General features: G+C 34.1%; 27 protein-coding genes. All 27 read left to right on the top strand.

Annotated features, from left to right (window positions below; genetic code table 11):
* The first annotated feature begins 281 nt into the window (after nucleotides 1-281).
* The 27 genes from AC3WQX_RS11680 (at nucleotide 282) to AC3WQX_RS11550 (ending at nucleotide 26,104) form a co-directional block, all read left to right on the top strand.
* Complete coding sequence (locus tag AC3WQX_RS11680; protein WP_002436836.1) at nucleotides 282-809, top strand: GNAT family N-acetyltransferase; 528 nt, start codon at nucleotides 282-284, stop codon at nucleotides 807-809.
* 37 nt (nucleotides 810-846) lie between these two features.
* Complete coding sequence (locus AC3WQX_RS11675) at nucleotides 847-2,187, top strand: aminotransferase class I/II-fold pyridoxal phosphate-dependent enzyme (protein ID WP_023350814.1); 1,341 nt, start codon at nucleotides 847-849, stop codon at nucleotides 2,185-2,187.
* Between the two features lies 1 nt (nucleotide 2,188).
* Entirely contained in the window at nucleotides 2,189-2,806 is a 618-nt protein-coding gene (gene tmk / locus AC3WQX_RS11670) for a dTMP kinase (protein ID WP_002436838.1), read from the top strand.
* Between the two features lie 27 nt (nucleotides 2,807-2,833).
* Nucleotides 2,834-3,163, top strand: coding sequence for a cyclic di-AMP receptor DarA (gene darA / locus AC3WQX_RS11665; RefSeq protein ID WP_002452447.1), 330 nt, complete (start codon nucleotides 2,834-2,836; stop codon nucleotides 3,161-3,163).
* Nucleotides 3,164-3,490: 327 nt separating this feature from the next.
* Nucleotides 3,491-4,417 carry a DNA polymerase III subunit gene (locus tag AC3WQX_RS11660; protein WP_002436832.1) on the top strand — a complete coding sequence of 309 codons (927 nt, stop codon included), beginning with the start codon at nucleotides 3,491-3,493 and terminating at the stop codon, nucleotides 4,415-4,417.
* A gap of 1 nt (nucleotide 4,418) precedes the next feature.
* A complete protein-coding gene (locus AC3WQX_RS11655; protein ID WP_002452448.1) occupies nucleotides 4,419-5,222 on the top strand; it encodes a PSP1 domain-containing protein in 804 nt (267 codons plus the stop codon).
* Nucleotides 5,223-5,238: 16 nt separating this feature from the next.
* Nucleotides 5,239-5,586, top strand: coding sequence for a DNA replication initiation control protein YabA (yabA, locus tag AC3WQX_RS11650; RefSeq protein WP_002436812.1), 348 nt, complete (start codon nucleotides 5,239-5,241; stop codon nucleotides 5,584-5,586).
* Between the two features lie 96 nt (nucleotides 5,587-5,682).
* Nucleotides 5,683-6,408, top strand: coding sequence for a tRNA1(Val) (adenine(37)-N6)-methyltransferase (locus AC3WQX_RS11645; protein ID WP_023350813.1), 726 nt, complete (start codon nucleotides 5,683-5,685; stop codon nucleotides 6,406-6,408).
* Nucleotides 6,401-6,649, top strand: a complete 249-nt coding sequence (locus AC3WQX_RS11640) for a GIY-YIG nuclease family protein (protein WP_002436834.1) — start codon at nucleotides 6,401-6,403, stop codon at nucleotides 6,647-6,649. Before AC3WQX_RS11645 ends, AC3WQX_RS11640 begins: the two co-directional genes overlap by 8 nt.
* 1 nt (nucleotide 6,650) lies before the next feature.
* The gene (gene rsmI, locus AC3WQX_RS11635) at nucleotides 6,651-7,490 is read left to right on the top strand and encodes a 16S rRNA (cytidine(1402)-2'-O)-methyltransferase (RefSeq protein WP_023350812.1); all 840 of its coding nucleotides are present in this window, start codon (nucleotides 6,651-6,653) and stop codon (nucleotides 7,488-7,490) included.
* Nucleotides 7,491-7,704: 214 nt separating this feature from the next.
* A complete protein-coding gene (gene metG, locus AC3WQX_RS11630; RefSeq protein ID WP_492740269.1) occupies nucleotides 7,705-9,675 on the top strand; it encodes a methionine--tRNA ligase in 1,971 nt (656 codons plus the stop codon).
* Nucleotides 9,676-9,702: 27 nt separating this feature from the next.
* Entirely contained in the window at nucleotides 9,703-10,473 is a 771-nt protein-coding gene (locus tag AC3WQX_RS11625) for a TatD family hydrolase (protein WP_037560620.1), read from the top strand.
* Between the two features lie 202 nt (nucleotides 10,474-10,675).
* Nucleotides 10,676-11,227, top strand: coding sequence for a ribonuclease M5 (rnmV, locus tag AC3WQX_RS11620; RefSeq protein WP_002452453.1), 552 nt, complete (start codon nucleotides 10,676-10,678; stop codon nucleotides 11,225-11,227).
* Nucleotides 11,228-12,118: a 16S rRNA (adenine(1518)-N(6)/adenine(1519)-N(6))-dimethyltransferase RsmA gene (gene rsmA, locus AC3WQX_RS11615; protein ID WP_002436766.1), complete on the top strand. Its 891-nt coding sequence runs from the start codon at nucleotides 11,228-11,230 to the stop codon at nucleotides 12,116-12,118.
* 99 nt (nucleotides 12,119-12,217) lie between these two features.
* Nucleotides 12,218-12,481: a biofilm formation stimulator Veg gene (gene veg / locus AC3WQX_RS11610; RefSeq protein WP_001832193.1), complete on the top strand. Its 264-nt coding sequence runs from the start codon at nucleotides 12,218-12,220 to the stop codon at nucleotides 12,479-12,481.
* Between the two features lie 317 nt (nucleotides 12,482-12,798).
* Nucleotides 12,799-13,647: a 4-(cytidine 5'-diphospho)-2-C-methyl-D-erythritol kinase gene (gene ispE, locus AC3WQX_RS11605; protein ID WP_002436768.1), complete on the top strand. Its 849-nt coding sequence runs from the start codon at nucleotides 12,799-12,801 to the stop codon at nucleotides 13,645-13,647.
* Between the two features lie 14 nt (nucleotides 13,648-13,661).
* Nucleotides 13,662-14,486 carry a pur operon repressor gene (purR, locus tag AC3WQX_RS11600; RefSeq protein ID WP_002436794.1) on the top strand — a complete coding sequence of 275 codons (825 nt, stop codon included), beginning with the start codon at nucleotides 13,662-13,664 and terminating at the stop codon, nucleotides 14,484-14,486.
* Nucleotides 14,487-14,506: 20 nt separating this feature from the next.
* On the top strand, nucleotides 14,507-14,884 hold the full coding sequence (locus tag AC3WQX_RS11595; RefSeq protein ID WP_002436792.1) for a RidA family protein: 378 nt from the start codon (nucleotides 14,507-14,509) through the stop codon (nucleotides 14,882-14,884).
* 68 nt (nucleotides 14,885-14,952) lie between these two features.
* The gene (spoVG, locus tag AC3WQX_RS11590; RefSeq protein WP_001832195.1) at nucleotides 14,953-15,261 is read left to right on the top strand and encodes a septation regulator SpoVG; all 309 of its coding nucleotides are present in this window, start codon (nucleotides 14,953-14,955) and stop codon (nucleotides 15,259-15,261) included.
* Nucleotides 15,262-15,485: 224 nt separating this feature from the next.
* The gene (gene glmU / locus AC3WQX_RS11585) at nucleotides 15,486-16,841 is read left to right on the top strand and encodes a bifunctional UDP-N-acetylglucosamine diphosphorylase/glucosamine-1-phosphate N-acetyltransferase GlmU (protein ID WP_023350809.1); all 1,356 of its coding nucleotides are present in this window, start codon (nucleotides 15,486-15,488) and stop codon (nucleotides 16,839-16,841) included.
* A gap of 142 nt (nucleotides 16,842-16,983) precedes the next feature.
* Nucleotides 16,984-17,949, top strand: a complete 966-nt coding sequence (locus AC3WQX_RS11580) for a ribose-phosphate diphosphokinase (RefSeq protein WP_002436814.1) — start codon at nucleotides 16,984-16,986, stop codon at nucleotides 17,947-17,949.
* A gap of 173 nt (nucleotides 17,950-18,122) precedes the next feature.
* The gene (locus AC3WQX_RS11575; protein ID WP_002436828.1) at nucleotides 18,123-18,782 is read left to right on the top strand and encodes a 50S ribosomal protein L25/general stress protein Ctc; all 660 of its coding nucleotides are present in this window, start codon (nucleotides 18,123-18,125) and stop codon (nucleotides 18,780-18,782) included.
* Between the two features lie 262 nt (nucleotides 18,783-19,044).
* Nucleotides 19,045-19,617 (top strand): aminoacyl-tRNA hydrolase, encoded by a 573-nt coding sequence (pth, locus tag AC3WQX_RS11570; RefSeq protein WP_002452459.1) that lies wholly within the window; start codon nucleotides 19,045-19,047, stop codon nucleotides 19,615-19,617.
* Nucleotides 19,614-23,123, top strand: coding sequence for a transcription-repair coupling factor (mfd, locus tag AC3WQX_RS11565; protein ID WP_049399304.1), 3,510 nt, complete (start codon nucleotides 19,614-19,616; stop codon nucleotides 23,121-23,123). The genes pth and mfd overlap by 4 nt, the downstream gene beginning before the upstream one ends.
* A complete protein-coding gene (locus tag AC3WQX_RS11560; protein WP_023350807.1) occupies nucleotides 23,113-24,654 on the top strand; it encodes a polysaccharide biosynthesis protein in 1,542 nt (513 codons plus the stop codon). The genes mfd and AC3WQX_RS11560 overlap by 11 nt, the downstream gene beginning before the upstream one ends.
* The gene (locus AC3WQX_RS11555; RefSeq protein ID WP_023350806.1) at nucleotides 24,651-25,844 is read left to right on the top strand and encodes a MazG nucleotide pyrophosphohydrolase domain-containing protein; all 1,194 of its coding nucleotides are present in this window, start codon (nucleotides 24,651-24,653) and stop codon (nucleotides 25,842-25,844) included. Before AC3WQX_RS11560 ends, AC3WQX_RS11555 begins: the two co-directional genes overlap by 4 nt.
* Nucleotides 25,841-26,104, top strand: a complete 264-nt coding sequence (locus AC3WQX_RS11550) for an RNA-binding S4 domain-containing protein (protein WP_002436795.1) — start codon at nucleotides 25,841-25,843, stop codon at nucleotides 26,102-26,104. Before AC3WQX_RS11555 ends, AC3WQX_RS11550 begins: the two co-directional genes overlap by 4 nt.
* The last annotated feature ends 14 nt before the right edge of the window (nucleotides 26,105-26,118 follow it).

Here is a 26,118-nt window from a genome sequence, read left to right as displayed (position 1 = left end):
TTCTAAAGTAAAATAAGTATTTTTAATACTTAATTTTACTTACTTAATGGCCAAAGCCATTAAGAACCAATTGCCAGGCAAATAAATCGTATGGATGCGATGAGTCGAATCGAGACCGTAAGGTCTTTTTTTGCGGAAATAAAGAGATTTAAAAGAGTAAAGATCAATTATTTCAAAGAAAGAACGAGCATAAATTTTTCTAGTATTAGTGAAGTATTAGAGAAATTTATGCTTTTTTAATACACTAGTAGTAAATGAGTAAATTTTTGAGGAGCATTAATATGATTATAAGAGCTTTAGAGGAAACGGATTTACCTTTCGTACATCATTTAAATAATGAATATTCAATTATGTCATATTGGTTTGAAGAACCTTATCAATCACTTAGTGAATTAGAAAATCTTTATAAAAAGCATATTTTAGATGAATCTGAGCGACGATTTATCATTGAAGAAGATGAGGTATCTATCGGTGTAGTAGAGTTATTAGAAATCAATTTTATACATCGTACTTGTGAAGTTTTAATTATTATAGATCCTCAATTTGCGAATCGTGGTTATGCTAAAAAAGCTTTCAAAATGGCAATTGATTATGCATTTTTAGTATTAAATATGAATAAAGTATATTTATATGTAGACATTAAAAATGAAAAAGCTGTTCACATTTATAAAAGTAATAATTTCGAGATTGAAGGTACATTAAAGGAACATTTCTATACACGTGGAGAGTATAGAGATTGTTATGTGATGGGATTATTAAAGAGAAATTGGGTTAATCAACATGACGATGATTTATCTCATATTAGGTAGAAGTGTTGCATTGGGAGAATAGAAAAGAGTGGATAAGATGGAAAAACCTATAACAAATAAACTTGAAGAGTTAATTGATAATAAAGTTATTTCAATGCATGTTCCAGGACATAAGAACATGACTATAGGAAATTTAAATCAACTAAAAATTAATATGGATATGACAGAAATCACGGGACTTGATGATATGCATCAACCAGAAGATATCATTTTAGAAAGTATGTCTCATTTTAAAAAACACAATGATTATGATGCATTTTTGCTTATTAATGGGACTACTTCAGGGATACTCTCTGTGATACAGGCATTTTCAGAGGAAAAGGGACGATATCTTATTAGTAGAAATGTTCATAAATCAGTTTTCCATGGTTTAGACTTAGCAAAAGCACAAGCACAAGCTACTTTTACAGCTATGCATCAAAGTAACCTAACATGTCAATATGTAGAACCAATACTAGAAGATGTGATTGAGGATTATAAGCTAGGTATTTGTACATATCCGAATTATTACGGAGAAACATTTAATATTGGAAATTTCATTAATAAATTACATGATAATGGCATTCCAGTATTAGTAGATGAAGCGCATGGCGCACATTTTGATCTCGAAGGTTTTCCGATTTCGTCTATGAATTATGGTGCGGATTATGTGGTTCAGTCTTATCATAAAACGTTACCAGCTTTAACCATGGGCTCAGTTTTATTTATACATAAAGATGCGCCTTTACGTTCACAAGTAATAGAGTATTTATCTTATTTTCAAACTTCAAGTCCTTCATATTTAGTTATGTCAAGTTTGGAATATGCTCAAGAATTCTATAATGAATTTAAAAGTGAGTTATTCTTTGAAAAGAGAAAACATTTTATAAAAGTATTAAAAAAGAAAGGATTCAACATTGGTGAACCCGACGATGCTGTTAAATTAGTCGTTAGTTATGATGGTTTTGAAGGGTATGATATACAACGTTGGTTCGAAGATCATAATATTTTTGTTGAATTAGTTGATGAGCATCAAATTTTGCTAGTATTACCACTTTGGCATGAAAATGACGTATTTCCGTTTGAATTATTAATTAAAACAATAAATGAAATGGAGATTCCTGAACGAGCTGAACATGCTCCTAAAAAAATGAATTTGATGCTAGCATCGAGTGAGTATAGGGCAGTTCATTTTCCAAAAGTAAAAGAGATAGCAATTCATCAAGCGGAAGGTGAAGTTTTAGCACAGCATATTGTGCCATATCCTCCTGGAATACCAGTAATGTTTAGAGGAGAAGTTATCACGACACATATGATAAAATTATTACAACATTATTCAAACCTCGGAATAAAAGTTGAAGGTTTGAAAGATCAAAATATTTTAGTTAAGGATGAATAAAATGTCAGCTTTTATAACGTTTGAAGGGCCTGAAGGAGCAGGAAAAACCTCTGTAATATCGAAAGTAAGTCAAAAATTAGCTACAGATATGGATGTTATTACAACTCGTGAACCTGGTGGAGTTCCTACAGGAGAAGAAATACGTAGAGTTGTATTAGAGGGAAATAACATGGATATTCGTACTGAGGCGATGTTGTTTGCAGCCTCAAGACGTGAGCACCTTGTTGAAAAAGTTATCCCGGCATTAAAAAAAGATAAAATTGTACTATGTGATAGATATATTGATAGTTCTTTAGCTTATCAAGGATATGCAAGGGGTATAGGTATTGAAGAAGTGAAAACTTTAAATGAATTTGCAATAAATGGATTGTATCCTGACTTAACTATTTATTTAGATGTAAGTGCTGAAGTAGGACATCAACGTATCCTTAAAAATCAACGTAATCAAAACCGTTTAGATCAGGAAGATAAGGCGTTTCATGAGAAAGTGATTGAAGGTTATCAGAGAGTCATCGATAGCGATCCTGAACGTTTTGTTAAAGTAAATGCGGATCAGGATTTGGAAAATGTTGTTGAGGAAGCTTACCAATCTATCATCAAATATTTAAAAAATATGTGATATAATATTAATAAGAGGTGTTATAAAATGAAGATGATTATAGCGATCGTCCAAGATCAAGATAGTCAAGAACTTTCAGACCAACTCGTAAAAAATAATTTTAGAGCAACTAAATTGGCTACTACAGGCGGATTTTTAAGAGCCGGTAATACTACATTCTTATGTGGTGTTAATGATGAACGTGTTGAAGAACTATTAACGGTTATTGATAACACTTGTGGTAATAGAGAACAACTTGTTTCTCCAATTACTCCAATGGGTGGTAGTGCTGATTCATATATTCCATATCCAGTTGAAGTTGAAGTAGGTGGAGCAACAGTATTTGTTATGCCAATCGAGGCCTTTCACCAATTTTAAATAGAAATAAATGGTCGTTAAATCAAGTGTATGTAAGTTGAAGAGTTGATTAATAGCGACTGTACTGGAATCAATTCAGTTATGAAATAGTAATTATTTTAATTACAATGTTGGGCTGCTTTGAAATGTAGCTTAGGATTGAGGTCATATTCATTCAAAACATGGTTTATCCTTTGAGTTATAGCATTGAAATTCGTTATTATATGAATTAATGTAAAGGATTACTGTTCGCATTGTTAAATTTGATTGGAGTAAGATGTCTACAATCTCAAGCTAATTTTTGAGTAGTCTTTTTTTATATAAGAAATTAAGAAGGAGTCGTCAATCATGGATGAACAACAACAGTTAGCTCATGCATATCATTCGAATAAGTTATCACACGCTTATTTATTTGAGGGTGACGATGCTCAAACTATGAAACATGTAGCTATTAACTTTGCTAAGTTGATTTTGTGTGCAGAGGATAGCCAGTGCGAACTGAAAGTTGATACATTTAATCATCCTGATTTTATGTATGTTTCTTCTGATGAGAACACGATTAAGAAAGAACAAATAGAAAGACTCGTACACTATATGAATCAATTGCCGATTGAAGGACGCTATAAAGTGTATATTATCGAAGATTTTGAAAAATTAACTGTTCAAGGTGAAAATAGTATACTAAAATTTTTAGAAGAACCACCAGAGAATACAATCGCGATTTTATTATCGACTAAACCAGAACAAATCTTGGATACGATACATTCTAGGTGTCAACATGTTTATTTTAAGCCAATTGATAGAAAACAGTTTATTGAGCGATTGGTTGAAGCATCACTAACTAAACCTGTTGCTGAAATGATAAGTACATACACAACTCAAGTTGAGACAGCAATAGCATTGAATGAAGAATATGATTTAACTGCTTTAAGAAAGTCAGTTATTCGTTGGTGTGAACTTATTTTATCTAATAAACCAATGGCGATGATTGGTATTATTGATTTGCTTAAACAGGCTAAGAATCGCAAATTACAATTGTTAACATTAGCAGCAGTAAATGGTTTTTTTGAAGACATGATGCATGCAAAAGTAAATATAGATAATCATTTTATATATAGTGATTTGAGTGTGGAAATGAAAAAATACGCGGAAAGTTTAACGTTTAATCAAATGACTCTGATGTATGACCAACTGACCGAAGCTCATAAGAAATTAAATCAAAACGTTAATCCAACACTCGTATTTGAACAAATAGTAATAAGAGGTGTGAGATGAGATGCCAAATGTTGTAGGTGTTCAGTTTCAAAAAGCAGGGAAATTGGAATATTATGCGCCTAACCAACTAAATGTGAACGTTGGCGATTGGGTGGTCGTTGAGTCTAAACGAGGCATTGAAATAGGTATTGTAAAATTCCCGCCGAAAGATGTCGCTAATGAAGATGTCACTTTACCTTTAAAGGAAATTATTCGAGTAGTCAATGAAGAAGATGAAGAACAATATTATAATAATGAGCGCGACGCAAAACAGGCTTTAGAACTTTGTAAGAGAGTGGTAAAGGAACAAAATTTGGATATGCGTTTAGTAAATTGTGAATACACACTAGATAAGTCGAAGGTTATTTTCAATTTTACTGCTGATGACCGTATTGATTTTCGAAAATTAGTTAAGGTATTGGCACAAAATTTAAAAACAAGAATTGAATTACGACAAATTGGCGTAAGAGATGAAGCGAAGTTATTAGGCGGTATTGGGCCATGCGGTCGTTCGCTTTGTTGTTCAACATTTTTAGGTGACTTTGAACCTGTATCTATTAAAATGGCTAAGGATCAAAACCTATCATTGAATCCAACTAAAATTTCAGGAGCATGTGGGCGGTTAATGTGTTGTTTGAAATATGAAAATGATTATTACGAAGAAGCAAGAGCACAGTTGCCCGATGTTGGTGAGTTAGTTCAAACTCCTGATGGAAGTGGAAAAGTTATAGGTTTAAATATTTTAGATATTTCAATGCAAGTAAAAATAGAAGGACTTGAACAACCATTAGAGTACAAAATGGAAGAAATTGAAGCGTTTAACTAAGGAGGTTTAGCGACCTTTGAATAGAAATGAATTATTCGAGAGATTAATGCGACTTGAACGAAATGTAGGACAATTAACGAACGATATGACTGAACTCAAAGATTTAGCTGTTGAACTTGTTGAAGAGAATGTGGCGTTGCAAGTTGAAAATGATAATCTAAAAAGATTGATGGAGAAAGACGAGCAGTCAGAATCTAACAATGAAGAAAGAAGTCATTCAAAGCACGTTAAAACGCCTTCTCCAAGTAAAGATAATTTAGCTATGTTATATCGAGAAGGATTTCATATATGTAAAGGCGAATTGTTTGGAAAACACAGACACGGAGAAGATTGCCTACTGTGTTTAAATGTATTAAGTGATTAATGTTTTGAAAGGTCGATATGATTAAATTTAAGGGTGTATTATATGTATGAAAAGAAAATCATGCTATAATGACATCCTTTTTTTAGGAGTAAAAGTATGCTTAAAGAAAATGAGAGATTAGATTGTTTAATTAAAGAGGGGTATGAGATTATTCAAAATGATGATGTGTTTTCTTTTTCAACAGATGCACTGTTATTAGGACATTTGACTGAAGTTAGAAAGAACGATCGAATCATGGACTTATGTTCTGGAAACGGAGTTATACCTTTGCTATTAGCCGCAAAGTGCAATCAAAAGATAGAAGCCATTGAAATTCAAGACCAATTAGTAGAAATGGCTCGTCGCAGTTTTGTACACAATAGCTTAGATGAGAGACTTACAATGTATCTGATGGATTTGAACAATGTATATGACACCTTCAAACCTTCTCAATATACTTTAGTCACATGTAACCCACCTTATTTTAAAGTGAATCAACTGAATCAACATCAAAAAGAAGCGCATAAAATAGCACGTCATGAGGTAATGTGTGATTTCACTGATTGCGTTAAAGCTGCACGGCATTTGCTTAAGGAAGGTGGACGATTTATCGTCGTACATCGTGCGGATAGGCTTATGGATGTCTTAACTGAAATGAGAAATGGTAAAATTGAACCTAAGAAACTCACTTTTGTATACAGTAAAGCTAATAAATCAGCACAAACGATTGTAGTTGAGGGACGAAAAGGTGGGAAACAAGGACTAGATATACAGCAACCTTTTTATATTTACAATCAAGATGGTACATATAGTGATGAAATGAAAGGCATATATTATGGATAGACATTTTGTTTATATAGTTAAATGTATGGATGGCAGTTTGTATACTGGTTATGCGAAAGACGTGAATGCGCGTGTTGCAAAACATAATGAAGGTAAAGGTGCTAAATATACTAAAATAAGACGTCCGGTAGAGTTAGTTTATCAAGAAATGTATGGGACAAAATCTGAAGCGTTAAAAAGAGAGTATGAAATTAAAACATTTTCTAGAAAGAAAAAATTAAAAATGATTGAGGAGGGGTAACATGGCAACTTTATTTTTAGTAGGAACGCCTATAGGAAATCTAGCTGATATAACGTTTCGTGCGGTAGACACATTAAAAAATGTAGATATGATTGCATGTGAAGATACTAGAGTGACACGAAAGTTATGTAACCATTACGAGATTGAAACGCCTTTAAAATCGTACCATGAACATAACAAAGAACAACAAACAGAGTATTTAATTGAGCAACTCATTTCTGGTTTAAATATAGCTTTAGTTTCAGATGCGGGATTACCGCTTATAAGTGATCCAGGATATGAGTTAGTTGTTGAAGCACGTAACCAGAATATAAATGTAGAAACAATCCCTGGACCTAATGCAGGTTTAACAGCACTAATGGCAAGTGGTCTTCCTTCTTTTACATATACATTTTTAGGCTTTTTACCTAGAAAAGAGAAAGAAAAATTAGATGTATTGCAAGAGAGAATGTATCAATATAGTACTTTGATTTTATATGAATCTCCACATCGTGTTACTGACACACTTAAAGCAATAGCTAAAGTTGATAATATGAGAAAAATAGCTATAGGCAGAGAACTGACTAAAAGATTTGAGCAACTTATGACTTTACCAGTTGAGCACATGCTAGAAATGATTCAAAGTGGTGACATTCCACTAAAAGGTGAATTTGTGATTCTAATTGAAGGCGCACGTCCTTTAGTCAATCACTCATGGTTTGAGGAATTGAGTATTAAAGAACATGTTGAATATTATATTGAAAGAGATCAATTAAAACCGAAGAAAGCAATTAAGTCAGTAGCGCTAGATCGTGGAATGAAAACTGGAGAAGTATACAATATATATCATGATGTAGAATAAAAATTATTAAGTTCTACATGTATTTAATTAGTGATGAATTCACGTGAAAGCCACCATAAAACACCGATTTTATGGTATTGTAGTAAAGATGATGACAATTCATTTTCAAATGATGAGAGAATGTGAAAGTTGATACATAGTAGTGCGCTACTTCATTGAAAAGAAAAATAAATTTAGATATCATTTATTATGTAATTAATGAGGAGGACCAGTGATGGCTAAAGATACATTTTATATAACTACCCCAATTTATTATCCAAGTGGGAACTTACACATCGGTCATGCATACTCTACTGTCGCAGGCGACGTTATTGCGCGCTATAAAAGAATGCAAGGGTATGATGTTCGTTATTTAACAGGTACAGATGAACATGGCCAAAAAATTCAAGAAAAAGCTCAAAAAGCTGGTAAAACTGAATTAGAATATTTAGATGAAATGATTGCCGGAATTAAAAGTTTATGGGATAAACTCGAAATTTCAAATGATGATTTTATTCGTACAACTGAAGAACGTCATAAGCAAGTTGTTGAAAAAGTGTTTGAACGCCTACTTAAACAAGGTGATATTTATTTAGGAGAATACGAAGGTTGGTATTCAGTTCCTGATGAAACTTATTATACAGAATCACAACTTGTTGACCCAGTTTATGAAAATGGGGAAATTGTAGGGGGTAAAAGTCCAGATTCCGGACATGAAGTTGAACTTGTTAAAGAAGAAAGTTATTTCTTTAATATTAATAAATATACAGATCGTTTATTAGAGTTTTATGATGAAAATCCAGATTTCATCCAACCTCCATCTAGAAAAAATGAAATGATTAATAACTTTATCAAACCTGGATTAGAAGATTTAGCTGTATCTCGTACATCATTTGACTGGGGAGTTCGTGTACCATCAAATCCTAAACATGTTGTATACGTTTGGATTGATGCGCTTGTAAACTATATTTCTTCTTTAGGCTATTTATCAGATGATGAAGAACTTTTCAATAAATATTGGCCTGCAGATATCCATTTAATGGCTAAGGAAATCGTACGTTTCCACTCTATTATTTGGCCGATATTATTAATGGCTTTAGACTTACCGCTACCTAAGAAAGTCTTCGCGCATGGTTGGATTTTAATGAAAGACGGTAAAATGAGTAAATCTAAAGGTAATGTTGTTGATCCTAATGTATTAATTGACCGCTATGGTCTAGATGCTACGCGTTATTACTTAATGCGTGAGTTACCATTTGGTTCAGATGGAGTATTCACTCCAGAAGCTTTCGTTGAACGCACGAATTATGATTTAGCGAATGACCTAGGTAACTTAGTTAATCGTACAATTTCAATGATTAATAAATATTTCCAAGGTGAGTTACCAGCATATCAAGGTCCTAAACATGAACTTGATGAAGATATGGAAGCGATGGCACTTGAAACAGTTAAAAACTTTAATGAAAATATGGAAAGTTTACAGTTCTCTATAGCATTATCAACGGTTTGGAAATTTATTAGCCGTACGAATAAATATATTGATGAAACTCAACCATGGGTATTAGCTAAAGATGAGGATCAACGTGACATGCTTGGTAATGTAATGGCACATCTAGTTGAGAACATTCGTTTTGCAGCTGTTTTACTGCAACCATTCTTAACACATGCACCAAGAGAGGTTTTCAAACAACTTAACATGAATGACCCTAAATTATCGCAATTAGAAAGTCTTGAGAGCTACGGTGCACTTACTGAACCAATCTTAGTTACTGAAAAGCCAGCACCTATTTTCCCAAGATTAGATACGGAAGCGGAAATAGCTTATATTAAAGAATCTATGCAACTACCTAAATCTGAAGAAAAAGAGGAAGTGCCAAGTAAAGAACAAATTGATATTAAAGACTTTGATAAAGTTGAAATTAAAGCTGCAACAATTACTGATGCTGAAAATGTTAAAAAATCAGATAAATTATTGAAAATTCAAATTGATTTAGACAACGAACAACGTCAAATCGTATCTGGAATAGCAAAATTCTATAAACCTGAAGATATTATTGGTAAAAAAGTTGCTGTAGTTACCAATTTAAAACCTGCTAAATTAATGGGACAAAAATCTGAAGGTATGATTTTATCAGCAGAGAAAGATGGGGTACTGACATTAGTAAGTTTACCAAGTGCAATTCCAAACGGTGCAGTCATTAAATAATATTGTTTAAAGATAGGAGAGATAATGATGTTAATCGATACACATGTACATTTAAATGATGAACAATATGATGAAGATTTAAATGAAGTGATATCTCGCGCGCAAGAAGCAGGCGTAGATAGAATGTTCGTAGTAGGATTTGATACACCTACTATAGAACGCACTATGGAACTCATAGATAAATATGAATTTATTTATGGAATTATCGGTTGGCATCCTGTCGATGCTATAGATTGTACAGAAGAACGATTAGAGTGGATTGAAAGCCTGTCTAAGCATCCTAAGATTATTGGTATCGGAGAAATGGGCTTAGACTATCATTGGGATAAATCTCCTGCTGATGTTCAAAAAGAAGTATTTAGAAAGCAAATTGCCCTAGCTAAACGTGTGAAATTACCTATAATTATTCACAATCGTGAAGCAACTCAAGACTGTGTTGACATTTTAATGGAGGAACATGCCGAAGAAGTCGGTGGCATCATGCACAGTTTTAGCGCTTCGCCTGAAATTGCGGATGTTGTCATAAACAAGTTGAATTTCTATGTTTCTCTTGGTGGTCCAGTTACTTTCAAAAATGCCAAACAGCCTAAAGAAGTGGCACAACATGTACCTATGGATCGTTTGTTATGTGAAACTGATGCACCATATTTATCTCCACATCCTTATAGAGGTAAACGAAATGAACCAGAACGTGTGACTTTAGTTGCACAACAAATTGCTGATTTACGAGATATGTCCTATGAGGAAGTTTGTCGACAAACGACTGAAAATGCAGAACGTTTATTTAAATTGAACTAATAATAATTATAGTGGGAAAGGTGTCCGACTTTGAAAGGATGAATATCATCACACTTTTAAAAGTATGAGACATCTTTCTCATTTTTTATAAATTTAAGAGTGCCGGTATAGTGATATTAAAGATTCAAGTAGCTCATGTTTTAATAATTAGAATTATTTATATAAAATAAAGTTAAATGTCATAGACTTGGAAGGTATAAATATGAAGATTAATGAATTTATCGTTGTAGAAGGTAGGGATGATACTGAACGTGTTAAAACTGCTGTAGAATGCGATACAATTGAAACGAATGGTAGTGCAATCAATCAGGATACACTAAATGTTATACGTCACGCTCAAGAAACTAGAGGTGTTATTGTACTGACTGACCCTGATTTCCCAGGTGATAAAATTCGGCATACAATACGTGATTATGTACCAGGTGTGAAACATGCTTACTTAGATAGAGAAAAAGCTAAAAACAAAAGAGGTAAAATTGGCATTGAGCATGCAAACGTTAAAGATATTCGTGAAGCTTTAATGCATGTGAGCTCTCCATTAGAAGAAGCAGAAGAAACTATTGATAAGAGTGTACTTATTGATTTAGGGCTTATTATTGGTAAGGATGCAAGACGTCGTAGAGAGATATTAGGACAAAAACTACATATTGGTCACTCAAATGGCAAACAATTGCTAAAAAAACTTAACGCATTTGGTTATACAGAACAAGATGTAAGAGAGGCATTACTTGATGATGAAAGAAGGGAGAAATAAATGGAACATAAAGATATAGCTACACCATCTCGTACGCGAGCTTTATTAGACCAATACGGTTTTAACTTTAAAAAAAGTTTGGGCCAAAACTTCTTAGTTGATGTAAATATAATTAATAAAATTATTGATGCGAGTCAAATAGATGATACTACGGGCGTAATTGAAGTTGGTCCTGGTATGGGATCATTGACTGAACAGCTTGCTAAAAATGCTAAAAAAGTGATGTCTTTTGAAATAGACCAAAGATTAATTCCAGTTCTTGAGGATACTCTTGCTCCATATGATAATGTGACAATTATTAATGAAGATATATTAAAAGCAAATATTAGTAAAGCAGTTCATACACACCTAAGTGATTGTGAAAAAATCATGGTTGTGGCAAATTTACCTTATTATATTACTACGCCTATATTATTAAATTTAATGCAACAAGATATACCTATAGATGGCTATGTGGTAATGATGCAAAAAGAAGTTGGTGAACGTCTTAATGCAACTGTAGGTACTAAAGCATATGGTTCACTTTCAATAGTTGCTCAATATTATACAGAGACAAGTAAAGTTCTGACAGTGCCTAAATCGGTGTTTATGCCACCTCCAAATGTTGATTCTATTGTAGTAAAACTGATGCAACGTGAAGAACCTTTAGTACAAGTTGATAATGAAGAAGCGTTTTTTAAATTAGCTAAAGCTGCATTTGCACAACGACGTAAAACAATTAATAATAACTACCAAAACTTTTTTAAAGATGGTAAAAAGCATAAAGCGTCAATATTAAATTGGTTGGAAAGTGCAGAAATTGATCCAAAACGACGTGGTGAAACGCTTACAATACAAGATTTTGCTAATTTATATGAGGAAAAGAAAAAATTCCCAGAATTAGAAAATTAATATGTTGACAAAGGTCATTTACCTTGATAAAATTTAAATTTTATTTGACGAAAACGCTCTGAATATGGTATTATGTAACTTGTAGCGAGGTGGGGCAATATGCCAAAATCAATTTTGGACATCAAAAATTCTATTGATTGTCATTTAGGAAATCGTATTGTACTTAAAGCCAATGGTGGACGCAAAAAGACAATTGAACGCTCAGGTGTTTTAAAAGAAACATATCCTTCAGTATTCATTGTCGAGTTAGATCAAGATAAACACAACTTTGAACGCGTATCTTATACATACACTGATGTGCTTACAGAGAACGTACAAGTTTCATTTGAAGAAGATAATCATCAAGAAGCAGTTGCACACTAATTATAAACACATAAGAGTGATTGATTACTCTAAACTTCACAGTTTTATATTATATTTATTAAGGTGAGTATTGGGCGAAAAGTTCAATACTCTTTTTTTGGTATAAGGTCCTCGTAAAGTTTGAGTCATAGTTACTCAGGACTTTTCAAATACGGCTCGTATAAAAATTTATATTTTAAAAAATCAAAAAACGTATATTATTACTTTTTAAAATGTATTTCATTAAGATTTTACGAAAAATTGAAGGTAATCTATCAAATATTTAAGACCTTTATGTTAAAATCATCTTATTAATAATTCGAAGAGAGGGCGGAAAAATGATATATGAAACGGCACCTGCCAAAATAAATTTTACGCTCGATACCCTTTTCAAAAGAGATGATGGTTATCATGAAATAGAAATGATTATGACTACGATTGATTTAAACGATCGATTATCTTTTCAAAAACGCAAAGATAAAAAGATTGTTGTAGATATTGAACATAATTATGTGCCTAATGATCACAAGAACCTTGCATATAGAGCGGCGCAATTGATGGTTGATACGTATAATATTAAAGAGGGCGTTACAATTACTATTGATAAAGATATACCAGTTTCGGCTGGATTAGCTGGTGGTTCTGCGGATGCGGCAGCAACGATGAGAGGTATGAATCGTTTGTTTGAGTTAGGTAAATCATTAGATGAATTATCGGCACTAGGTATACAAATTGGGACGGATATCCCGTTTTGTATTTATAATAAGACTGCAGTATGTACTGGTCGAGGTGAATGTGTGACATTTTTAGATAAACCACCTTCTGCATGGGTAGTTTTGGCTAAACCAGATTTAGGAATATCCTCTCCAGATGTATTTAAAGCACTAAACTTAAACGAAAAGCATGTTGTAAATAACGATATGTGCAAACAGGCTTTAAAAACAAACAATTACTATCAATTATGTGAGAGCTTATCTAACCGTTTAGAGCCTATTTCGATATCAATGCATCCAGAAATAAAAAAGCTGAAAGATAACATGTTACAATGCGGTGCTGATGGTGCATTAATGAGCGGGAGTGGTCCAACGGTATATGGTTTAGCTCAAAAAGAGCGACAAGCTAAAAACATTTATAATTCAGTTAACGGATGTTGCAACGAAGTATATTTAGTAAGATTATTAGGATAGAAGGGTTTGAAAAAATGAGATATAAAAGAAGCGAACGTATTGTGTTTATGACTCAATACCTTATGAATCATCCGAATAAATTAATACCCCTCACTTTTTTCGTTAAAAAATTTAAACAAGCGAAATCTTCTATAAGTGAAGATGTTCAAATCATTAAAAACACTTTTCAAAAAGAACAGTTGGGTACGGTTATTACAACTGCTGGTGCAAGTGGTGGTGTGACTTATAAACCAATGATGAGTAAGGCTGAAGCGACTGAGGTTGTTAACGAAGTCATTACGCATTTACAAGAAAAAGAACGATTGTTGCCTGGAGGCTATTTATTCTTATCAGATTTAGTTGGCAACCCTACTTTATTGAATAAAGTAGGTAAGTTGATTGCAAGTATTTATATGGAAGAGCAACTAGATGCTGTCGTGACAATTGCCACTAAAGGTATATCGCTTGCTAATGCAGTAGCAAACGTATTAAATTTACCTGTAGTGGTTATTAGAAAAGACAATAAGGTAACTGAAGGTTCTACTGTTTCCATTAACTATGTTTCTGGATCATCAAGAAAGATAGAAACTATGGTGTTATCAAAACGTACTTTAGCTGAGAATTCCAATGTCCTCGTAGTAGACGATTTTATGAGAGCTGGAGGCTCTATAAATGGAGTTATGAATTTAATGAACGAGTTTAAAGCTCACGTAAAAGGGGTATCAGTACTTGTAGAATCAAAAGAAGTTAAACAAAGATTGATTGAAGATTATACTTCCTTAGTCAGATTATCAGATGTCGATGAATATAATCAGGAATTTAAAGTAGAGCCAGGCAACAGCTTGTCTAAATTTTCTTAGAAAAGGAGCATTTATACAACATGAAAACAGTAAACACAAACAAAGCACCAGAAGCATTAGGACCATATTCACATGCTACAGTAGTTAATGACTTAGTCTTTACATCAGGTCAAATTCCATTAACACTTGATGGAAATATCGTTAGCGATGATGTACAAGAACAAACGAAGCAAGTTTTAGAAAATTTAACTGTAGTACTTCAAGAAGCTGGTTCTGATTTAGATTCAGTTGTGAAAGCAACAATTTTTATTTCTGATATGAATAATTTCCAAAAAATTAATGAAATCTATGGAGATTATTTCGGCAAATATCAACCTGCACGTAGCTGTGTTGAGGTAGCACGTTTACCTAAAGACGTGAAGGTGGAAATTGAATTGATAGGTAAAGTTAAGGAATAATAATTTTCTTTTAAAAAATATTGTCAAGCTTCTAATTAATATAAAGATATACTAGGGGGGCTCACTACATGAAAGTGACAGATGTAAGACTTAGAAAAATACAAACTGATGGCAGAATGAAAGCTCTTGTTTCCATTACACTTGATGAAGCATTTGTAATCCATGACTTACGTGTAATTGAAGGAAACTCAGGTTTATTCGTTGCTATGCCAAGTAAACGTACACCAGATGGTGAATTCCGCGACATTGCGCATCCAATCAACTCTGATATGCGTCAAGAAATTCAAGATGCTGTAATGAAAGTATATGATGAAACTGATGAAGTCATTCCGGATAAAAATGCGACTTCAGACAATGAAGAATCAGACGAAGCTTAATTAAAAAATATAAAATTAAAGTATAAAAAATGGTCAACGTTTCAAATGTCGGAGCGTTGACCATTTTTTATGACAACAACTCATTGTCGCCCGATATTTACATAATTTAAGTTGTTTATAAAAAATTAACGATTAGTTAACAAAAACTTTTAAAAGTTGAAAGTCTATTAGTTGTTAAATTATAATAATTATGAAGTGTAAATTTTAATGGAGGGTTAGCATTCATGCAAAGACATGCGATTATTTTGGCAGCAGGTAAAGGCACAAGAATGAAATCTAAAAAATATAAAGTGCTTCATGAAGTTGCTGGCAAGTCAATGATTGAACATGTTCTCAACAATGTTAAACAATCTGGAGTTAATCAAATTGTAACTATCGTTGGACACGGCGCAGAAAGTGTCAAAGAAACTTTAGGCGATCAATCATTATACAGTTTTCAAGAGGAACAACTTGGAACAGCACATGCTGTAAAGATGGCATATGAACATTTGGAAGATAAAGAGGGGACAACTTTAGTTGTGTGTGGTGATACGCCGTTAATCACATCTAAGACGTTAGAATCACTTATCGACCAACACGAAAGTACAGAAGCACAAGTAACTGTATTATCTGCATCAACTCAACAACCGTACGGATATGGTCGAATTGTAAGAGATTCCAACCATCAATTAGAACGAATTGTTGAAGAAAAAGACGCAAATGAAAACGAACGTGCGATTAAGGAAATTAGTTCTGGTATTTTTGCTTTTGATAATAAAGAGCTATTTGATAAATTAGCACAAGTCAAAAATGATAACGTTCAAGGTGAATATTATTTACCTGATGTTTTATCGCTTATTTTAGACGATGGTGGTAAGGCAGAAGTGTACCATACAGATGATTTTGACGAAATCATGGGTGTCAACGATAGAGTTATGTTAAGTCAGGCTGAAAAAGCTCTACAAAAACGTATTAATCATTACCATATGAGAAATGGCGTAACTATTATTGACCCAGATTCAACATTTATCGGTCCTGATGTAGAAATAGGTGCTGACACAACAATAGAACCAGGTGTACGTATTGGTGGCCGTACGATTATCGGTGAAGACGTATTAGTTGGTCAATATTCTGAAATTAATAATAGTACAATTCGTTCGAATGCTAACATCAAACAATCTGTCATTAACGATTCAGTTGTAGGAGAAAAAACAAAAGTTGGGCCATTTGCTCAGTTAAGACCTGGCTCAAATCTTGGCGCAGATGTAAAAGTTGGCAACTTTGTTGAAGTTAAGAAATCAGATCTCAAAGATGGCGCAAAAGTTTCACATCTTAGCTATATTGGTGATGCTGAAATTGGTGAAAGAACAAACATTGGCTGTGGTTCTATAACTGTTAATTACGATGGGGTAAATAAATTTAAAACGATTGTAGGTAACGATGCGTTTATTGGTTGTAATACTAACCTCATAGCCCCTGTAACAGTAAATGATCACACCCTTATTGCAGCTGGTTCAACAATTACAGATGATATACCTGAAGATAGCTTAGCCATCGCGCGCGCTAGACAAGTGAATAAAGAAGGCTATTTGAAAAAATAGTTAATTAAAAAAACAACATGTTGTTAGATTAAAGTGGAAATGAATTAGCAATAGAAATTATTTTGATTTAACTTGTAACATAGTAAAAAAGTTCTATTTTCTATATAATAAACAGTGTAAGTAAATAATTGGAGGACTATAAATGTTAAATAATGAATATAAGAATTCATCATTAAAGATCTTTTCGCTCAAAGGTAATGAACCTTTAGCACAAGAAGTAGCAGATCATGTAGGGATTGAACTAGGGAAATGTTCAGTAAAACGTTTTAGTGACGGAGAAATTCAAATTAACATCGAAGAAAGTATCCGTGGTTGTGATGTGTTTATTATTCAACCAACTTCATATCCTGTAAACCTTCATTTAATGGAGTTACTTATTATGATTGACGCATGTAAACGTGCTTCGGCAGCTAATATTAACATCGTAGTTCCTTACTATGGTTATGCACGTCAAGATAGAAAAGCGCGAAGCCGTGAACCGATTACAGCTAAATTAGTTGCAAATCTTATTGAAACAGCAGGTGCCAATCGTATGATTGCTCTTGATTTACATGCACCTCAAATTCAAGGATTCTTCGATATCCCAATCGACCACTTAATGGGTGTACCTATCCTTGCTCAACATTTTGAAAATGACCCTAATATCAATCCAGAAGAATGTGTTGTTGTTTCACCAGACCATGGTGGTGTAACACGCGCACGTAAATTAGCAGACATTTTAAAAACTCCAATTGCAATTATCGATAAACGTCGTCCAAAACCAAATGTAGCAGAAGTCATGAATATTGTTGGTGAGATTGAAGGACGCACAGCAATTATTATTGATGATATTATCGATACTGCTGGAACAATTACATTAGCCGCGCAAGCACTTAAAGATAAAGGTGCTAAAGAAGTTTATGCTTGTTGTACGCACCCTGTATTATCAGGTCCAGCTAAAGAACGTATTGAAAACTCTGCAATTAAAGAATTGATCGTTTCAAATTCTATTCAATTAGAGGACAGTAGAAAACCATCTAATACTAAAGAACTTTCTGTAGCAGGATTAATCGGTAAAGCGATTATCCGTGTTTATGAACGAGAATCTGTAAGTGTATTATTTGACTAAAGGTTACAAATGCGTTTGACGAATTAACTAACAACGTGTATAATACATTCGTTCGTGAATTTACGGACAAATAAACACTTGCAAGCAACTATAGAGTTGATGGGCAAGTGAGGAGCAGATGAGAACAGTCGATAGATTGTTAATACTGCAAAATTTGAAAGGTGGAAATTTGAATGGCTTCATTAAAGTCAATCATCCGTCAAGGTAAACAAACTCGTTCTGACCTTAAACAATTAAGAAACTCAGGTAAAGTACCTGCAGTTGTATACGGTTACGGTACTAAAAATACTTCAGTTAAAGTTGATGAAGTTGAATTCATCAAAGTAATCCGTGAAGTAGGACGTAATGGTGTTATTGATTTAGGCGTAGGTTCTAAAACAATTAAAGTAATGGTTTCAGATTATCAATTTGACCCATTAAAAAACCAAATTACTCATATCGACTTCTTAGCAATCAACATGAGTGAAGAACGTACTGTAGAAGTACCAGTTCACTTAGTTGGTGAAGCTGTAGGCGCTAAAGAAGGTGGCGTAGTTGAACAACCATTATTCGACTTAGAAGTTTCAGCTACTCCAGAAAATATCCCTGAATCAATCGAAGTGGATATCTCTGAATTACAAATCAACGACAGCTTCTCTGTTGCTGATGTTAAGATTACTGGTGACTTCACTATCGAAAATGACCCAGAGGATTCAATTGTAACAGTCGTTCCTCCAACAGACGAACCTTCTGAAGAAGAAGTGGAAGCTATGGAAGGTGAATCAGCTACTGAAGAACCTGAAGTTGTTGGTGACGACAAAGAATCTGAAGAAGAAAACAAAGAAGAAGAGTAATTTCTTTTTGCTTTCTAACTGTCATTCATATGATGGCTTTAGATGATTAATGACATACAAGCACTGTGCTTATTCTAATAAGCATGGTGCTTTTTGTGTTATTATAGGGAATGATTAATTATTTGAAGTGATATGAAGATATGGACGGATGATATGACGATAACGTGTATGATTTCGTCCCTTCATTTTCAATAAAAATAAAACCGGTCCAAATTGATACGGCTGATAGATAAATTAAGAATAATGACGGAGGTAACATAAGATGAAGTGTATTGTCGGTCTCGGCAACATAGGTAAACGTTTCGAACTTACAAGACATAATATTGGTTTTGAAGTTATCGATTATATATTAGAACGTAATCAATTTACCCTTGATAAACAAAAGTTTAAAGGTGCTTACACGATTGAGCGTTTAAATGGGGACAAAGTATTATTTATAGAACCAATGACAATGATGAATCTTTCAGGCGAAGCGGTAGCACCGTTAATGAATTATTATAATGTTGAACCTGAAGATTTAATCGTTTTGTATGATGATTTAGATTTAGAGCAGGGACAAGTGCGTCTGCGTCAAAAGGGGAGCGCGGGTGGACACAATGGAATGAAATCTATAATTAAAATGCTTGGTACTGATCAATTTAAACGTATTCGAATTGGAGTAGGGAGACCAACGAATGGTATGTCAGTTCCTGACTACGTATTACAACGCTTTTCTAAAGAAGAAATGGTAACTATGGACAAAGTGATTGAACATGCTGCTAGAGCTGTCGAAGCTTTCATAGAATCATCAAGATTTGATCATGTAATGAATGAATATAATGGTGAAGTCAATTGAAATCAATAATTACTGATTATATTAGTGAAGATAAGCGTTTTCAGGAATTAGACGACGTTTTTGGACAGGAGAATATATTAGTTACAGGTCTCTCCCCTTCTGCTAAAGCAACGATTATTGCTGAGAAATATTTAAAAGATCAGAAACAATTGCTACTTGTAACTAACAATTTGTATCAAGCAGATAAAATTGAAACAGATTTATTACAATATGTTGATGGCTCAGAAGTTTATAAATATCCCGTTCAAGATATTATGACTGAAGAGTTTTCTACACAAAGTCCTCAGTTGATGAGTGAACGTGTACGAACATTGACGGCGTTAGCCCAAGGCCAACGAGGGTTATTTATCGTGCCTTTAAATGGCTTTAAGAAATGGCTAACTCCAGTCGATATGTGGAAAAATCATCAAATGACATTGAAAGTAGGCGAAGACATTGATGTCGAGGCGTTTCTTAACAAACTAGTTAATATGGGATATCGTCGAGAAAGTGTAGTATCTCATATTGGTGAATTCTCACTACGTGGGGGCATTATCGATATATATCCATTGATAGGATCGCCGGTAAGAATAGAGTTATTTGATACAGAAGTCGACTCCATTAGAGATTTCGATGTTGAAACACAACGTTCTAATGAGAACTTAGATGAGGTAGATATTACTACTGCAAGCGACTATATCATCACTGATGAGGTTATTCAGCATCTACAAACACATTTGAAAGAAGCATATGAACACACACGTCCTAAAATTGAAAAATCTGTACGCAATGATTTAAAAGAGACGTATGAAAGTTTTAAATTATTTGAGTCTACTTTCTTTGATCATCAATTATTACGTCGCTTAGTCGCATTTATGTATGAACAACCCTCTACTATTATAGATTACTTTAGAGATGATGCGGTTATCGCTGTAGATGAATTTAATCGTGTCAAAGAGACGGAAGAAACGTTAACTACTGAAGTTGACGATTTTATTAGTAATTTAATTGAGAGTGGAAATGGATTCATCGGTCAAAGTTTCATGAAATATGATGGGTTTGAAACTTTACTTGAGAAGAAACCAGTTGCATACTTCACGTTATTTACATCTTCAATGCAAGTACCATTACAACATATCATTAAATTCTCATGTAAACCTGTTCAACAATTTTACGGTCAATACGATATCATGCGCTCTGAATTTCAAAGATATGTTCATAATGACTATACCATCATGGTGCTTGTGGAGACCGAAACTAAAGTAGAGCGTATTCAGTCTATGTTGAATGAAATGCACATCCCTACTGTTTCTCATATCCATGAAAAGGTAGATAGCGGACAAGCTATCGTAACGGAAGGTAGTTTGTCAGAAGGCTTTGAACTACCATACATGCAATTAGTGGTCATTACGGAGAGAGAACTTTTCAAGACTAAGCAAAAGAAACAGCGAAAACGCACTAAAACGATATCCAACGCTGAAAAGATCAAGTCTTATCAAGACTTGAATGTTGGCGACTACATTGTTCACGTGCATCATGGTGTGGGTCGTTATTTAGGTGTTGAAACACTTGAAGTAGGCGATACGCATCGAGATTATATTAAATTACAATACAAAGGAACAGATCAATTATTCGTACCAGTGGATCAAATGGATCAAGTTCAGAAGTATGTTGCTTCAGAGGATAAATCGCCAAGACTGAATAAATTAGGCGGTACAGAATGGAAAAAAACGAAAGCTAAAGTTCAACAAAGCGTTGAAGATATTGCTGATGAACTGATTGATCTGTATAAAGAGCGAGAGATGTCTGTGGGTTACCAATACGGGGAAGACACCGCAGAACAATCAGCCTTTGAGCATGATTTCCCTTATGAATTAACGCCAGACCAAGGTAAATCAATCGAAGAAATAAAAGGTGATATGGAACGTGAAAGACCTATGGATCGCTTATTATGTGGCGACGTAGGTTATGGTAAGACTGAAGTAGCTGTACGTGCTGCATTTAAAGCGGTTATGGAAGGGAAGCAAGTCGCATTCCTAGTACCAACCACAATTTTGGCGCAACAGCACTATGAAACGTTAATTGAACGTATGCAAGATTATCCTGTAGAAATTCAACTTGTCAGTCGTTTCCGTACGACGAAAGAGGTTCGTGAAACTAAAGAAGGCTTAAAATCTGGCTACGTTGATATTGTAGTAGGAACACACAAACTACTTGGTAAAGATATTCAATATAAGGATTTAGGCTTACTCATAGTCGATGAAGAACAACGCTTTGGTGTGCGCCATAAAGAGCGTATTAAAACACTTAAGAAGAACGTTGACGTGCTTACATTAACTGCAACCCCAATTCCAAGAACGTTGTATATGAGTATGTTAGGTGTTCGTGATTTATCCGTAATTGAAACACCACCTGAGAATCGTTTCCCAGTGCAAACCTATGTATTAGAGCAGAATACGAATTTTATTAAAGAAGTATTAGAACGTGAGTTATCTCGTGACGGCCAAGTATTCTATCTTTATAACAAAGTTCAATCAATTTATGAAAAACGTGAACAGCTTCAAATGTTAATGCCAGAAGCTAATATTGCTGTTGCACATGGACAAATGACAGAACGTGATTTAGAGGAAACAATGCTTAGCTTTATTAACCATGAATACGATATCCTCGTGACCACAACGATTATAGAAACAGGCGTAGATGTACCTAACGCGAATACATTGATTATCGAAGAAGCGGACCGGTTTGGTCTTAGTCAGCTGTATCAATTAAGAGGTCGTGTAGGACGTTCGAGTCGTATAGGTTATGCTTATTTCTTACATCCGGCGAATAAAGTTCTAAATGAAACTGCTGAAGAACGTTTACAAGCAATTAAAGAATTTACTGAATTAGGTTCAGGATTTAAAATTGCTATGCGAGATCTTAATATTCGTGGCGCGGGTAACTTACTTGGTAAACAACAACACGGCTTTATTGATTCTGTCGGTTTCGACCTATATTCACAAATGCTTGAAGAAGCCGTTAATGAGAAACGTGGTATTAAAGAAGAGACGCCAGATGCACCAGAAGTGGAAGTTGAACTTAACCTTGATGCGTACTTACCGGCTGAATATATTCAAAATGAACAAGCTAAAATTGAAATATATAAAAAGCTGCGTAAGGTTGAGACAGAAGATCAATTATTTGATGTGAAAGATGAATTAATCGATAGATTTAATGATTATCCTGTCGAAGTAGAACGTCTCTTAGACATCGTTGAAATCAAAGTACACGCTTTACATGCTGGTATTACTTTAATTAAAGATAAAGGTAAAACAGTTGAAATTTCACTCTCTAATAAAGCTACCGAAAATATTAATGGTGAAGAATTGTTTAAACAGACGCAACCTCTAGGTAGAGCGATGAAAGTAGGCGTACAAGAAAATGCGATGCGCGTTACTTTAACTAAATCTAAGCAATGGCTAGATAGTTTGAAATTCTTAGTTAAATGTATTGAAGAAAGTATGGCGATTGAAGATGAAGCATAAGCCTAAGCCTAAAACGGCATTCAATGGTGTTGTGATACTGACGCTAGCGCTTGTCATTGTTAAAATCTTAAGCGCTATTTATCGCGTACCTTACCAAAATGTTTTGGGCGATCAGGGTCTGTATGCTTATCAACAAATTTATCCTATTGTCGCTTTAGGAATGATTCTATCTATGAACGCAATACCTAGTGCGGTCACTCAAGTATTAGGTGTGCATAGTCCAATTGCATCATACTCGAAGGTTATGTTGAGATTACAGTATGTTGGCTTGGCCATATTTACAATCATATTCATTGGTGCGTATCCATTAGCGCTATGGATGGGCGATTCAAGACTGACACCTATGTTAAGAATGGCAAGTTTTAGTTTTATACTTATTGGCATACTAGGTGTCTTACGCGGTTTTTATCAGACAAAACAAGCTATGAATATTCCAGCTATTTCCCAGGTAATAGAACAATTGATTCGAGTAAGTTTAATCATCGTAGCGATTGTTTTATTTTCTTTACACAGTTGGTCTATTTATCAGGCTGGTACACTCGCGATTTTAGCATCTTCTATTGGATTTTTAGGTTCCATGTTATATCTAGTGCTGACGCGTCCATTTTCCTTAAAATTAAAGCACAATACCGCTCATGTTGATTGGCGTCAGCTCTTCATGTCGATACTCATCTATGCATTAAGCCAATTAATTGTCATTTTATGGCAGGTGGTTGATAGCTTCACTGTTATACACACGCTTCAAGTGAGTGGTCTGTCATTCGATACAGCTATCCGATATAAAGGTATTTATGATAGAGGGGCATCCTTTATTCAAATGGGGTTAATTGTTACCACAACATTTAGTTTCGTACTTATACCTTTATTGACTGAAGCTATTCATCAACGCAATCAAGTTCTGATGAACCGATATGCGAATGCTTCAATTAAAATTACGGTATTGATAAGTTCTGCAGCAGGAATTGGCTTAATTAATCTCTTGCCACTCATGAATCGTGTCTTTTTTAAGAACGATAGTCTAACGGGAACACTCAGTATTTACATGATTACAGTCGTTTGTGTTTCACTTATTATGATGAATATAGCATTATTACAAGTATTGAATCGCATTAGACCTATTTTAGTGGGTATCGTACTTGGAATACTCTCAAAAGCTATTTTGAATATTATGTGTATCAGTCAGCTAAGTATCTTTGGTGCGAGTTTAAGTACCGTACTTTCATTAATTTTATTTGTAACTGTGCTACAAGTGGCAGTACTGAAACACTATCATTTTAGACGTATGTCGTTATTTATCATTAAACTCATAGGCGGTTTAGTGGTGATGAGTATAAGTGTGCAAATCATCATGCTCATCATTCCTGCCCATGGACGTGTAATGGGACTTATTGAATTAGTTATGAGTGCCTTCATTGGTGTTGGTGTTTTACTCATATATGTTGTAATGTTTAATGTATTAAGCTATAAAGAACTCAAATATTTACCTTTTGGAGATAAACTCTATCATTTTAAGAAAGGACGACGTTCATGACTCACACGATTACAGTTGTAGGTTTAGGTAATTATAATATCGATGATTTGCCACTAGGGGTATATCGTTTTCTGGAAAATAAAACCAAAATTTATGCGAGAACGCTAGATCATCCTGTCATAGAAGAGCTTAAAGAAACGCTTCAATTCGAAAGTTTCGATCATATATATGAAAAGAACTCGAGTTTTGAAGAGGTCTATCAAACGATAGTGAATGAATTAATTCAACACGCACAAACTGAAGATATCGTGTATGCTGTGCCAGGACATCCTCGTGTAGCTGAAACGACTACTGCCCAACTATTAGAATATAGTCAATCACATAATGATATTCAGGTGGAAATTTTAGGTGGTAAAAGCTTTATTGACGACATTTTTGAAGCGGTTGATTTAGATCCTAATGATGGATTTACGCTATTAGATGGTACTGCGATTCAAGAATCAATGCTTAATGTACGCACACATACATTGATTACTCAAGTCTACAGTGCAATGGTGGCTGCTGACTTAAAGTTAGTTTTAATGGAACGTTACCCAGATGATTTTGAAGTGAAAATTGTTACTGGTGCACATAGTGGAGGTTCACATGTAATTGAATGTCCACTTTATGAAATTGATCACCATGAAAATGAATTTAATAATCTTACTAGTATCTTTGTGCCAAAAGTAGAAGGTGAGAAAGCACTATATCAAGACTTTGATTATGCCGTACAAACTATAGATGTTCTTGTAGATGACGAGAAAGGTTGTCCCTGGGATAAAGTTCAAACTCATGAAACGCTTAAACGATATTTATTAGAGGAAACATTTGAGTTGTTTGAAGCTATTGACAATGAAGATGATTGGCATATGATAGAAGAGCTTGGCGACATCTTATTGCAAGTATTACTGCATACAAGCATTGGTAAAAAAGATGGCTATATGGATATTAAAGAAGTGATTGAAAGCCTCAATGCTAAAATGATACGTCGACACCCACATATATTTGGAGAGGCACAAGCTGACTCTATGGACGACTTAAAAGATATTTGGTCAGCAGCGAAAGATAAAGAAGGAAAGAAACCTCGCGTCAAATTCGAGAAAGTATTTGCAGACCATTTCTTGAAGTTGTATGATGAAACCAAAAATAAACACTTTGACGAAGATGCTCTCAGAAACTTTTTACAACAAGGGGAGAATAATCAATCATGAGATTAGATAAATATTTAAAAGTATCACGACTCGTTAAACGTCGTACGTTAGCTAAAGAAATTAGTGATCAAGGTCGTGTTACTGTTAACGGAAACGTAGCGAAGGCGGGGACGGACGTTAAAGAAAACGATGAACTCGTCATACGCTTCGGACAAAAACTAGTAACTGTTAAAGTTACAGGTTTAAATGAACATGCTACAAAAGAAAATGCAAAAGGCATGTATGAGTTGATAAAAGAAGAACGCATTGATGAAGCGTGAGATGTATAGGGAGG

The sequence above is a fragment of the Staphylococcus sp. FW104-15G4D genome (genome assembly GCF_058790135.1).
The sequence above is the reverse complement of the archived record's forward strand: the minus strand, read 5'-3'. Positions and strand labels throughout refer to the sequence as shown.